This window comes from Paraflavitalea pollutisoli (assembly GCF_029360705.1).
Lineage (GTDB): Bacteria > Bacteroidota > Bacteroidia > Chitinophagales > Chitinophagaceae > Paraflavitalea > Paraflavitalea pollutisoli.
In genome coordinates, this window is record NZ_JARKMX010000001.1 from 1,162,889 (window position 1) to 1,175,918 (window position 13,030).

8 protein-coding genes are annotated in these 13,030 nt (G+C 49.3%); 6 read left to right on the top strand and 2 right to left on the bottom strand.

Translation table 11 applies throughout. The features are described from left to right. Window positions 1-3 precede the first annotated feature (3 nt). A complete protein-coding gene (locus P2W70_RS04730; protein ID WP_276480272.1) occupies window positions 4-375 on the top strand; it encodes a hypothetical protein in 372 nt (123 codons plus the stop codon). A 341-nt stretch (window positions 376-716) separates the two neighbouring features. Here the strand turns inward: P2W70_RS04730 and P2W70_RS04735 are convergent, their stop codons facing one another. Then, window positions 717-1,403, bottom strand: a complete 687-nt coding sequence (locus P2W70_RS04735) for a hypothetical protein (RefSeq protein WP_276480273.1) — start codon at window positions 1,401-1,403, stop codon at window positions 717-719. A gap of 369 nt (window positions 1,404-1,772) precedes the next feature. On the opposite strand from P2W70_RS04735, the gene P2W70_RS04740 reads away from it, so the two are divergent. From P2W70_RS04740 to P2W70_RS04750, 3 genes are all read left to right on the top strand, one after another. After that, window positions 1,773-2,279 (top strand): hypothetical protein, encoded by a 507-nt coding sequence (locus tag P2W70_RS04740; protein WP_276480274.1) that lies wholly within the window; start codon window positions 1,773-1,775, stop codon window positions 2,277-2,279. A gap of 144 nt (window positions 2,280-2,423) precedes the next feature. Then, on the top strand, window positions 2,424-4,145 hold the full coding sequence (locus P2W70_RS04745) for a S41 family peptidase (protein WP_276480275.1): 1,722 nt from the start codon (window positions 2,424-2,426) through the stop codon (window positions 4,143-4,145). Window positions 4,146-4,367: 222 nt separating this feature from the next. Beyond that, on the top strand, window positions 4,368-5,723 hold the full coding sequence (locus tag P2W70_RS04750) for an ATP-binding protein (protein ID WP_276480276.1): 1,356 nt from the start codon (window positions 4,368-4,370) through the stop codon (window positions 5,721-5,723). A 79-nt stretch (window positions 5,724-5,802) separates the two neighbouring features. Here P2W70_RS04750 and P2W70_RS04755 read toward each other — a convergent pair whose 3' ends face one another. Continuing rightward, entirely contained in the window at window positions 5,803-8,307 is a 2,505-nt protein-coding gene (locus tag P2W70_RS04755) for a M1 family aminopeptidase (protein ID WP_276480277.1), read from the bottom strand. 122 nt (window positions 8,308-8,429) lie between these two features. On the opposite strand from P2W70_RS04755, the gene P2W70_RS04760 reads away from it, so the two are divergent. Together P2W70_RS04760 and truA are read left to right on the top strand one after the other, a co-directional pair. Further along, window positions 8,430-10,130 carry a DUF4476 domain-containing protein gene (locus P2W70_RS04760; RefSeq protein WP_276480278.1) on the top strand — a complete coding sequence of 567 codons (1,701 nt, stop codon included), beginning with the start codon at window positions 8,430-8,432 and terminating at the stop codon, window positions 10,128-10,130. 173 nt (window positions 10,131-10,303) lie between these two features. Next, entirely contained in the window at window positions 10,304-11,074 is a 771-nt protein-coding gene (gene truA / locus P2W70_RS04765; RefSeq protein ID WP_276480279.1) for a tRNA pseudouridine(38-40) synthase TruA, read from the top strand. The last annotated feature ends 1,956 nt before the right edge of the window (window positions 11,075-13,030 follow it).

Sequence of the window (13,030 nt, forward strand, 5' to 3'; positions counted from 1 at the left end):
ATTATGCATAATGTAATTATTAAAGACTTCATAGAGGTTAAAGAGATGATGAGTATTCTAGTTGACTTCTTTAATGTTAATCTTAATTCAATTGCCTACTTTGATGTGGAAATTGGCTCGCAAAATGAAGGTATTTTATTTGAATACAATAAGTTGGAAGGCGATTTTTCATTTGAACTATGGGTTTACACTAAGTTGGTTTATTCAATTGAAGAGCTATCGATGGTTATTTGTAAAAAATTTAATACTCAAACATTAATAAGTGATAATTCTGACAATCCTTACATATGGGTATTATATAATGAGTCGGGAAAAATTGGTACTGTTAAACAGGTGGCTAGGGAGGACGATATTTTTCAAATAAGTATTCCATAAATAAAGCTCCGTACTTGTTTATTTTGTCGTTTGAATTGTATCATTTAATCGTTCGTTTGAGATTACTGAATAAGAGAAATAGAAACGAACTTGCAATAGTCAGTTCGTTTTAAAAGTTGGAATAAGTTGACATTGTATTTAACGTTGCATTCTTAGACTGAAGAAACATATCTATTGTGCATTAAGTCTATCTCTGACTGATTGAGTTTGGGTATAGCAAATGTGTTGTTGCGTTGGTTCCTCTTTTTAAAGCGAGTTATTTAACTATTTATAAGTATCAGTTTGTATGCGGTTCGAAAGGTAACTGAAGGTAAACTGAGGCAAAAGATACTGATAACCCCTCACCCCACCCACACCACTTTCATCCCCGAATCACTCATGATCTTAGTGGCGCCTACGCCGCGGGTATGGGGGATGATACCGAGTAGCAGCATGACGGGAGTATCTGCATCGGGTAGGGGAATGGTAAGCTCGATAGGAGCTAGTGGTGCATCATAAGTAGTGACAGGCCCAAGGGCGAGGTGCTTGTAGCATTCGGTGCCGGTAGGATTGTGACTAAGCGCTAGTACCCTCAATTGGTAGCCGGTGCGGGGCATGGCATCTTTTACGGCAGGAGCGCCGTCCAACTGCACCTGTACCTGCACTTTATTTTGATCGCGCGTTGCAGAAAAATGATAGCCAAAAGGCAACACTTCCGATAGTGGATGTTGTAAATTGCATTCGAAGCCCTGGAAACATACCAGACCAAATGGGTTGCCGGCTTTCAGGTAAGCAAAGTAGATACTCAGCAACCGTTCCCACATAGCTCCATGGTGTACTTCAGAACGCATGCCCCGGAAGAGTTGTTGCACATATCGATTGCAATCCTGTAAACGGTCCTTGCTCACCTGCAGGGCGTCCGTCATCACGAAGGGAGTCTTCGAATAGCGCTTGGCGCGCACGTGCTCACCATACCGGTTGCTTTTCACAAAAGTCATGTCACCAATGGTGCCTTGCAGTTTGACAAGCGGGGATCTGTTCCTGGCCATAAAACATGAATTTGATTGATTATGAATAGGATAGTAAATAATAGACCGTGTTCTATGATTAAATATAATCATTTGTTTGACATAAATCAAATAGGCCTTATAGAGACCTTATAGAGACCTTATGGGGACCTTATAGAGACCTTACCGAGACCTGCTCCCCTACCAAGCCCCTATCTAGCCAATACCAGACCCTACGCACATCCTGATCCGGGCCTATCCTCCCTCTCCTCGACAGACGTCAAATCGCAACCCACGATCTATCGTTCGCAATACGACCACACCACCCAGTTTGCTAAAGCTATGCTAATCCACTAGCTGCGGTGATAGCTTTGCGTTATCTTACTGTTCTTCTTCATCAACCTCTACAGCATGAACTGGTTACTTTGGATGCTATTCCTGAACCTATCCCCACGCGAGGAAAGGTTTTGCAGCTGCATGTATAATGATGACTTCAGCAGGATAGTGCAACAAACAGAAGTGATCCTGAACGGAGTGGTAAAAGACTTCCGGGATACCGTACTGATAAGGGAGGTAATGACAGACGATGGACAAACGGTCCTCGGACTTTCCACCGCGAATAGAAGGATGGCTACCCTCGAATTAAAAGCCGTCTACAAAGGAAAAATAAAGAAAGGCAGCGCCTACATATTTACAGGCACAGGCCGCGGGGACTGTGGCTACGATTTCACAGTCGGCAAAACCTACATCATCTACGGCCACTGGCAGAAACAACTGATAAACGAACAGGGCGATACCACGCAGCTGGTTTTTACCGACATCTGCACGCGCACCAATGTGTTCGGCCGCAACGAAGAGAAGGCCATCAAACAAGAGTTGAAGAAGCATCCCACCCCCCATATTCCCCACTCACCATAGCCCCCGATGCACTACCTTCACGCGTCACAACCAAACACACCCTTGAGAATGATGCGTTACACCTGGCTACTGCTTTTGTCCGTCACCTTGTCCGCCCAAGCCCAAACAAGATTTAAAGCCCAACTAACCACGTCCCAGGCCAAATTGCGAACCCAACCCCAACAGCCCTTCACCACGGCCAAGCAACTCACCTTCTTTAAAACCTGGAACTGGCTCAAATACTACCACCCCGACTTCGCCACCGGCCAACGCCAGGCCGATTCCGTCTTCCTGGAGTACCAGCCGCAGATCACCCAGGCTAAGACCAGCAAACAACTCAACCAGACTCTGCAACAACTGGTCAACACACTCGGCAAGCCCACCACGCCCGCAACGACAACAGCTACCACACTACCCCTCCTCACCGATAACCTCGATACCGTCTGGGTATACCGCGATGCCAACCTGTCGCCCGCCCTACGCAAACAGCTGCAGCAGGTATACGACCACCGCTACCAGGGCGACGACCACCACTACCTGCCCGCCCGCAATTTCGACACCGAAATACCCAACGAGCCCATTTATCAATTTGCCGACAGTCTCAACCTGCCAATAGCACACCGCATGCTGGCCCTCGCCAAATTGCAAGGCACCCTCGACTACCTCTTCCCCCACAAATACCTGATGGATCAACCAGCGCAAAAGATCATCACGCAATACATCCCCCAGATGATCGCCTGTACTTCGCGAGAACAATATGAGACCATCCTGCTCAAGATCGGCGCAGCTTTCAACGACTCCCATACCTGGGACTTTTACAACCAAATGAAGCATCGCCGGAAGATATTCCGCAGTCAATACCTGCTGCCCTTCGATTATACCCTGATCAACGGGCAGCTGTACGTGACCGAACTCATAGCCACCGATCAATGTCGGCAAGCCGGCATCACCCCAGGCGATCTCATTACCACAGTCGACGGTATTAACCTGTCTGCAAGAATAGATACCCTGGCCACCATGCTCTCAGCGTCCAACCGTGCACACCTCGAATACCGGCTCGGACAATACAACAATTACCTGCTGCTGCCTACCAACAAACCAGTGATCCAGCTTACAGTCAACAATAACGGCGTTACCAAACAGATCAGCTTGCCACTGGTACAAAGCAAGGACACCGGCGCTATCCGCCAACTCAACCAATACTTTACCAGGCGCGCCAGACCCAGTGCACAAGGCACCGGCCTCGTATACCCCGATAGCAGTATGGTCTACTTCAATATTCATGAAACCTTTCGCTTGATAGAGCCCATACCCGACGAAAAGATCACGGCACACCTGGATTCACTCTTCACACGCGCTGAAAAAGCAAAAGGTATCATCTTCGATATGCGCGACTATCCCGATTGGGGAGGGTTCGTACACCAGGTATACCGCTACTTCGGTAAAGACAGTGCCCGCTATGGCCGGTATTACACGGTCAACAAAGAGAACGTAGGTACCTACACATATTTGGATGATAACAATACTTACTTCGTACCCGGCATCGTACCGGAAGGTCACAGCTACAAAGGACAGGTCGTGATCATCGTCAATCCCTATACCCGCAGTATGAGCGAATGGCATACCATGGTGCTGCAAAAACTGTTTCCCAACAGCATCACCATCGGTGAGCAAAGCTCCGGCGGCGATGGCGATAGAAAACTCATCAACCTGCCCGGCAACTACGAGTTTCCCTTCACCGGCAACGCAATCTTTTATCCCGACGGCACCGTCGCCCAGCGAAAAGGCGTTCGCATCGACCAGCCACTACAACGCAACATCGCCGATATACTGGCCGGCCGCGATACCTTCCTGCAAAAAGCCATCAGGTTGATAAAGGGACAGTAACACCATTTCGTAAATCAAAACGCTATCATGCTGACCGGCTAAAGAGAAGCTGATCCCGTTTTTGTAGCAAGGGAAAGCATGATGATGTCTGCCGCATAACCCTAAGCAACCCTAATTTTGTGACAAGGGAATAGTTATTTGCCCTAATTTTGTAACATATAATGTCAAGTTTTACCCTAATTTTATTACAAAAAATGTCAAATATTACCCTAATTTTGTGACATGTTCGAGCGGGCAATCATATCCGAGCTAAGAAAGTGGCGTACCAAAGATTCGCGTAAGCCGCTCATTATCAGAGGTGCCAGGCAAGTTGGGAAGACAACCGTTGTCCGTCAGTTTTCTCGGGAGTTTAGCAACTTTATATACCTGAACCTGGAACTGCCCGTTGATAGAAAGCCATTTGAAGTATTTTCCGATTTCAATACACTGCTACAAACGTTATTCTTTCTAAAGAACAAATCGCTTGAAGACAGGGCAGAAACCCTGGTTTTCATTGATGAGATCCAGGAAGTGCCGGAAGCGCTTCAGCAGCTTCGCTATTTTTATGAAGACGCTCCTGATATACCGGTCATAGCAGCAGGCTCCATGTTGGAAAGCCTGTTTGATCCTCAGATCAGTTTCCCCGTAGGTCGGGTTGAATACCTGGTAATTCAGCCCGCTTCATTTCCCGAATTTCTCGGCGCAATGGGAGAAACTGCAGCCCTTCAGCAATTACACTCAATACCAATTGCAGCATTCACACATGACACACTGCTGAAGTTATTCAGGACTTACTGTCTCATAGGTGGGATGCCCGAAATTGTTGCACACTATGCTGCAAACAATGACCTGGCATCACTTACACCCATTTATGAATCCTTGCTCGTCTCCTACCTGGACGACGTTGAGAAATATGCAACTGGTCTCAACCAGATTGATTATATCCGGCATGTGATCCGTGCAAGTTTTGCTGAAGCAGGTAAGCGGATCAAGTTCCAAAACTTCGGCAAATCGTCGTATAAGTCAAGGGAAATGGGGGAGGCGTTAAGAACGCTCGAAAAAGCATTATTGATTCACCTCATTTATCCACAAACGAGTCCTGTACTCCCACTGCTACCCGATGTCAGCAAGTCGCCACGTCTTCATGTATTGGATACCGGCATGCTTAATTATTTTGTGGGGCTGCAGCAAGCAATTATTGGAACTGCCGATTTAGATAATATATACCAGGGCACGGTAATAGAACATATTGTTGGACAGGAATTATTAGCCCGACAATACAGTGCGTTACATGGACTTGCGTTTTGGGTAAGGGAAAAAACAACAGCGACAGCTGAGGTTGATTACTTGTTTCGCTTTGAAGAGAAACTAATACCCATTGAAGTAAAAGCTGGCTCTACAGGAACATTGCGTTCCTTGTCTATGTTTATGGATTTGGCGCCTCACAATATGGCGGTACGTTTATATGCAGGGCAATTACTCACCTCCACGATAACAACACCGGCCGGGAAAACTGTCCACTTACTCAACTTGCCGTATTACCTCGTTTCTCAAATTGAGAAATATTTAGCGTGGTTTGAAACCCAAATTGAAGGCTAAGATTTCCCCCCTAAAACAACAATGGCCCACCCTACGGTGAGCCATTGTTAAAGTCAGGACTGCGTCCTACTTCACTATCTTAGAAACCGGCTTTGGCATCGCCCAGTTTACCCTTCAGGTAATCGACCTGCTCTTGCAGCGCCGTTTTGTCCGAAGCAACCGCTTTCGCAGCTTCTTTCTTCGTCAACAAGCCTTTCAGCCAGCCATTCACCACCGGCTCCAGGCCAAAGTTCTTGGTCTGCTCGCGGAAATCAACCACCACATCAACACCTTGCTTCACATAAGCAGTGTTGTTCACCTTGCTGATGAAGTCGACGAAGGAAGGCAGCAGGTTGAATTTAGCTTGCGACAAAGGCATTTCACCAACAGCCTTCACCAGTTGTGGGAAGCTGCTCTCATCACCACTCTTGATCATGATCTTCATCACAGCACCCACCAGGTTGCCCTTCGCAGGCTGGCCCGCAATCTTTTTCGCTTCCGCAAAAGCAGCCACACTGTCCACTTTCAGCAACGCTTCCAGCGCATTACCAGCCACGGAATAAGAAGAGTCGCCCACGCTTTTCTGGAACAAGGCTTTGTAGGTATCGCCCTCGTAGCTACCCAGCGCCATAATAGCTGTGGCACGCACCGTCGATTTGGGGTCGCTCTTTGCGATCTCGGCAATCAGGGGTTCGAAGTCTTTTTTATTACCCTGGTTCTTCAGGTTCAGGCGGTTGAGGGCCAATCCACGAAGACCATAATATTTGTCTTGCAAAGCATCTTTCAGCAGGGCAATCGCACGGGGATCGGTTTGGTTCTGAGCCGCAAACTCGATCGCCTCCCGGCGGTCCATGTACAGGCCGGCATATTTGTACTGGTGTACATAATTGCTCAGCGTCTTGTTGTCTTTCTTCTCGGCCAACAGTACTTTGTCACCATCCACATTCACGAGATCGGGTTTGCTGGTGTAAGTAAAAGTGAACGTATCCACCTTGCTGTCCATCCATACCTTGTTGCGCACTTTGTTGGCACCGTTGTAGATATCGATCGCGATCGGCAGTTGATACGCCTTGTCGCCGGCTTGTGTTTGCTTAATGATCACATGTACTTTCCTGGCTTCTTCATCATATACATAGTCGATCGCCAGTTTGGGATGACCAGCACCATAATACCACTGGTTCCAGAACCAGTTCATATCCTTACCAGTCACTTCTTCAAAAGCCAGGCGCAGCTGATGTGCTTCGGCAGCTTTGAATTTGTTGGTAGTCAGGTACAGGTTCAAGGCTTTGAAGAAAGCGCTGTCGCCAACATAGTTGCGCAGCATGTGCAGGATACGGCCACCCTTGTTGTAGCTCACCGCATCAAACATCGCTTCTTTGTCGGGATAGTGAAAACGCACAAGGTCTTTCTTCTCACTACCGCTTTGCAGGTATCCGCTCATATCGCTGTAGTTCTGCGCATCGCCGGCATCCTTACCATATTTGTATTCGTCCCACAGGGTTTCGCTATAGTTGGCGAAAGATTCGTTGAGGGTCAGGTTGCTCCAGCTTTCTGCAGTTACATAGTCACCAAACCAGTGGTGAAACAGTTCGTGCGCAATCGTGCTTTCCCAGCCATTGCCATCTACCAGTTCGCGGGCATCTTGCTGAGCGCTCTCCTGGTGAAGGGTTGCCGTCGTGTTTTCCATGGCACCACTCACATAGTCGCGACCAACGATCTGCGCATACTTGGCCCAGGGATAGTCGACACCGGTGATCTTCGAGAAGAAGGTCATCATTTCAGGTGTATGACCAAAGATCTTCTTCGCTACGGGAGCATATTCTTTCTCTACATAATAAGTAACATCTTTTCCTTTCCAGGTATCCTTGATCACGGAATAATCACCTACGCCCATGAAGAAGAGGTAGGGTGCGTGTGGCAGGTCCATATTCCAGGTATCGGTACGGGTACCATCGGTATTTTTCTTTTGCGATACCAGTTTACCATTAGACAGGGTCACATATTTGTCGGGCACTGTCATGATGGTTTCCTGGGTAGTCTTTTGATTGGGCTTGTCGATCGTGGGCACCCATACCGAAGTAGCTTCCGTTTCACCTTGTGTCCAGATCTGCGTCGGCTTGTCTTTTTCTTCGCCCTTGGGGTTCACAAAATACAAACCTTTGGCGTCGGTGATGGCAGCACTGCCTTGTACTTCCAGCTCGTTGGGCTTGGCAGTATATTCGATATAGACTGTGTACTTCTCACCACCCTTGTACGATTTGTCGAGGTGGATGTTGAGTACCCAACCATTGTAGTCATATTTCAGTGGCGTGGAACTAGCGCCTTTTACGATGGCCACTTTCTTGATCTCCATTCCCTTGGCATCGAGTGCCAGTGAATCGGTCGCATAAAAGTGTGGTTTCAGCGTTATCCAAACCTTGCCATTCAAATAAGCATTGGCATAATCGAACCGGGCATCCACTTTTGTGTGAACCAGGTCATTGATCATCGGAGCACTTTCCCGGTACTGCTTTTTCCAGGTAGTGTCCTGCGCTGCTTCCTGCGGTTGGGCCCAAAGGGTTTGAAAGCTCACAAAACCCAGCAATCCAAATAATAGCTTCTTCATGAATTAAATTTAGGAGGCGTAAAGATAAGTTTGGTCGCCGTTAATATCCGTAAAAAAAGGTATAAGTGGCTGTTGACAACCATCAAATAAGTAGTTTTGTCTTAATTAAGTAATCTTACTGCATGAAGCGTATCGCTTTTGTTATAGGTCTGTTAACGTTCACCGGCGCTGCCATACAGGCGCAGCAGGCATATTATATGTTTATACTGGCCGACAACCAGCAACCATTTTATGTTCGCCTGGGCGAAAAAACATACCCTTCGTCGGGGATAGGCCACCTCGTTATTCCCCGGCTCAAAGATTCTTCCTACAGCCTGGCCGTTGGTTTTCCCAGGAAGGCCTACCCGGAACAGATCTTTGTAGTGACCCCCAATGGAAAGGACCTCGATTACCAGCTCCGCCACAACGCACAGGATGGATGGAACCTCGTTAACGGGCAAACGGCACAGACCATCAAGGCAAGGCAGGAGGAAGTAGTAAAAACCAATACCGGTTTGGGCGAAAAGAAGACCGGCGGATTTGCGGTGCTCATGTCGGGCATCGTCAACGATTCGACCGTCATGTACAAAACCGTCGCCAAAGTAAATACACCACCGGCGGCCGCGGTTGCTGCGGCACCCACCCCCGAGCAAACCATTGCTGCTCCGGCCACGGTAACGCCGGTTACGGCCACGCAAACCGATGGAGGCAACGCCACCGCCGTTGTCACTACGCCGCCGGCAACACCCGTCACCATGGCCACTACCGGCGATTCGGTCAAAGCAGCAGCTCCCGATAGCGCCGCCACGGCCTCCGCGGTACCGCGTTCCGTGATCCTCGATGTGCAGGAGTGGTGGAATGAAAAGGGCAAAGGCTATATATATTATGATAGTACACTGATCGGGGTCGATACCATCTCCATCCTGGTAGAATATGGACCGCCTAAGATGATCAATCCCAACCAGGCAGTGGATGGACCGGCCAAACCGGATTCCACGCAGCTGGCCCGGAAAGAAGATTCGGCCACGCAGCAGCCCGTAGTAGCCGCTACCGATTCAACACGCAAGCAAGCGGAGGCTACGCTGGCAGCGGGTAATACCGAAAAGATCGCACCGCCGGTAGTGCCTGCGCCCGATACGGCGGCAACAGCGTCTGTATCAAAACCGGTGGAAGAAAAACAACAGACCGTTCCGGCAACCATCAGCAAGCCGGTAGAAGATAAACCAACGACCGCTCCGGCAACCATTCCTCCCGCTACCGATTCCGTGAAGACGGCCGTGACGGTTACCCCGTCCCAGGCTACGTTCGATTCCGCAAAACTGGCCCAGGCCACAGCCGCCGGCAATGCGAAAGTCGATAGTGTAAAAGCGATTACGGAACCTGTGAACAAACCGGTCGAAGTGGCCGCTGCGCCGACCGAAACGCCGAAGAAAGAGGCAGCCAAGGCAATAGAACCATCGACGACCAATACAGCAGCAGCCGACGCGGCTAAAAACGATTCGCTCAAGGCGGCATCGGAAACGAAAAAGCAGTTGCTGATGATGAACTCCGATTGTATCAACTTCGCCACCGAAAGCGATGTAGACAAACTGCGGGTGAAGATGCTCAATACCACCGATGTCGACGACCGCATTACGGCCGCGAAAAAGATCTTCAAGACCAAATGTTTCGTGACCCGGTATATCCGTGGCTTGTCGGAGCTTTTCCCCAATGAAGAAGCTCGGTTCAAATTCTTCGACGCGGCGTATCCCTATGTGTCTGACAGTGGTCGTTTCCGCACCCTGGTTGACCTGTTTACCGAAGATCTCTGGATCGCACGGTTCAAAGCGTTGGTCAGAATGTAATGTTTGTCTTATCTCATCTTATTATACAGCGCCCGGCCATGCCGGGCGCTGCTGTTTTGTAGGATGCCTGGTTGGCCGGTCAAATGAATGGGGCGGATCGCTCGTGTGGCTGGTCGGTGCCAGTCGCGGTGGAGGAGCTTCGGCGCTAGTACATTATGACTTATTTTCGCGCCATGAACCGATATTTTCTTGAAGTGTGTTACAAGGGGGCCAATTATGCCGGATTCCAGGTGCAGGAGAACGCCGCGACGATACAACAGGCGGTCGAAAAAGTATTGTTTACCTACCTGCGCCAGCCCATCACACTCACCGGTTCGTCGCGTACCGATACAGGGGTGCATGCCCGGCAAAACTTCTTCCACTTCGACATCGAGCGCGAAATACCCCCCAAGGCGGTGTACAATTTCAATGCAATGCTGCCCGCAGATATTGCCATCAACAACCTCTATCCGGTGCCGGCCACCGCGCACTGCCGGTTCGATGCACTGGCCCGGGAATATGAATACTTCATTTACCAGGAGAAATCGCCTTTCCTGGTAGATCGCGCCTACTTTTTTCCGTATAAGCTCGACCTCACCGCTATGCGGGAAGCAGCCGCGATGATCCTGGAGTACCGGGATTTCACCAGTTTTTCCAAACGCAACTCGCAGGTGCGCACCATGAATTGCACGATCCACTACAGTGAGTGGGTAGAGCGGGAGGGAGGATTGGTGGTATACCGGGTAAAAGGCAATCGCTTTTTGCGGGGGATGGTACGCGGACTGGTGGGCACCATGCTGCAGGTAGGGCGGGGTAAACTGACCCTGGAGGGATTCCAGGCAGTGATCGAGGCGAAGGATTGCACGGAGGCGGATTTCTCGGTGCCGGGACATGGGTTGTTTTTGTGCAAGGTGGAATACCCCGATGGATACTTCGATAAAAAAGTAGCGGGGCTAAATACTTAACAGCCAGTAGCTTCGTTATAACTACGCGCGCCCTTCCTGGCGGATGTGGTGCTCACAAAAACTGGTTCACAACACTTCTACGATTTCCCAACACTCATCTATAGAGGATCCGCCATATGGCAGGTCCGATCAACATGCGGCCCTGTCGGCAAACCGGCAGCGGAGGTGACCGTTTGCAGATTCCTGGAGGATGAACTGGCAACATAGCTGGCAAGTCACTGGGTGGGCAGGCGGGATTGGCTATGGCCGGTGACGAACAAGGTGAGCCGCCGTCGGCTTTCGTTGCCTTACCTGTCGAGTTATACAATTGTCGCTGTCCAGCAAAGCAATAAGCCTTCGGCCGTCTTCGTCTTTTTACCGGGCGATCAATGTCGTACTCACACAGGCGAATAAACACACCTGCTGAATAATCGGGAGGCAAGTGCCCCCCCCAATCGATCAAATATGTCTGTTCAAATCTTTTAACCAGGTGAGTTATAATTAGTGTCGGTGCCGACAACCGGGCAAACCTCTGTAGGCCGTCTTTGTCTTTTACCAGGTGATCTTGCTTCCTGTTGCACGCCAACAAGGCGAATAGTCCGCCGTTTTTGTAATCGGGGAGACCAGCTCCCATCCCATTGCTCAATTGCCCCGTCTGGGGCCTTTTTACCCGGCCTGGCATGAAGTAGTCGGCGTCCAATCGGGCGTCCGGAATCCCTCTTTTTCCCCATTTCTGATCTAAACATATGATAATCAATATCTGGCCAGGCGCCAGCGGATTCCCTACGCTATGCCTGCGGATTGCCTACGGATTGCCTGGCTCCTCAATGAAAACAGGCCATACGTAGGTATAGTGTAGGCAATATGCAGGCATACCGGCGGCAATAAAGGGGCAGACGGCTAGCTACCCGGCGGTTTTCCTCGCGCGTACGCGAGGCGGACTCCTGGAAAGTCGTATCCGGAAGTCACCGGCAGTGTCACTGTTCTGGAACAGTTCTGCCACTGTTCTGGCACTGCTCTGTAAGGGGGGGAATTCCCTGTGCAGTGTTTGAACATTGGCAGGCAAGTGCCAGGGGAGGGGGAAAGCTCCTCGCGTACGCGAGGCTCGTCTGGAATCATTACCGGGGTGAAAGGCGGTAATTGCCGGGATTGGTTCGGAGATGCTTCGGGTCTGATTTGGGACTTCTTCGGGAAATACCGGAGTATTACCAATGAAAACACGAAGAATTCCCGAAGAAAAGGCATGAAATCCCTGGTCGCTACTGCCTGGCTGCCTGGTTGCTTTTTCCGAACTCTTTGCCTTGCTGTCTTGCCTCTTTGCCTTGCTGCCTCTTTGCCTCCGTTGTCTTGCTGCCTCAATGCTTTTTTGCCTGGTTCCCACTCCTCCTTTTTGCCTCGCCTTTTCCCCCAAATTCGACCTGCTTTCCAATCACGGACGAAAAAAGTTTAGCCATCAAATCAGCCGTGGGAGCGGGTTTCAAAATATGCCCGGATAAATCATTCAAAAAGATTTGGAATGAGCTTGCGTTCCCCCCTATCTTTGCGGCCCGCTTTGGAAAAATAGAGGGAGCGAAAACGGCCGAAAATGCCGGATGAACAACCACCCAAAGTATCACTTAGCTCTTTGATTGACAGACAGTTGTAAGATAAAAGGAAAAGAAAAAAGTGAGAAAAAATTTGGTGGTGAAAATGAAGCCTCTTATCTTTGCAGCCCGCTCCTAAAAAAAGCGAAAGTTCTTCGAAAAAGACGCAAGTCGATAGCAAGTTTGAAACGGTTCTGAGAGATTGAAAATGAGAAGAAAAACTTGCGAAATAATCATCGAAAAAGTTTGTTTGTTATAAAAATCACTTACCTTTGCAACCCCAACGAAACGGGGTCAGCGAAGAAGGGCTGAGAGGCTCTGAAGTAACTGATAAAGATCTTTGAAAGTTTGGAAAGCAATAGCACATAAATGTTGAATTTATGGTAGATTCTGA

Bases quoted from the DNA above. Each gene is read 5' to 3' on its own strand.
- P2W70_RS04730 (WP_276480272.1), top strand. From the start codon at position 4: ATGCATAATGTAATTATTAAAGACTTCATAGAGGTTAAAGAGATGATG.
- P2W70_RS04735 (WP_276480273.1), bottom strand. From the start codon at position 1,403: ATGGCCAGGAACAGATCCCCGCTTGTCAAACTGCAAGGCACCATTGGT.
- P2W70_RS04740 (WP_276480274.1), top strand. From the start codon at position 1,773: ATGAACTGGTTACTTTGGATGCTATTCCTGAACCTATCCCCACGCGAG.
- P2W70_RS04750 (WP_276480276.1), top strand. From the start codon at position 4,368: ATGTTCGAGCGGGCAATCATATCCGAGCTAAGAAAGTGGCGTACCAAA.
- P2W70_RS04755 (WP_276480277.1), bottom strand. From the start codon at position 8,307: ATGAAGAAGCTATTATTTGGATTGCTGGGTTTTGTGAGCTTTCAAACC.
- P2W70_RS04760 (WP_276480278.1), top strand. From the start codon at position 8,430: ATGAAGCGTATCGCTTTTGTTATAGGTCTGTTAACGTTCACCGGCGCT.
- truA (WP_276480279.1), top strand. From the start codon at position 10,304: ATGAACCGATATTTTCTTGAAGTGTGTTACAAGGGGGCCAATTATGCC.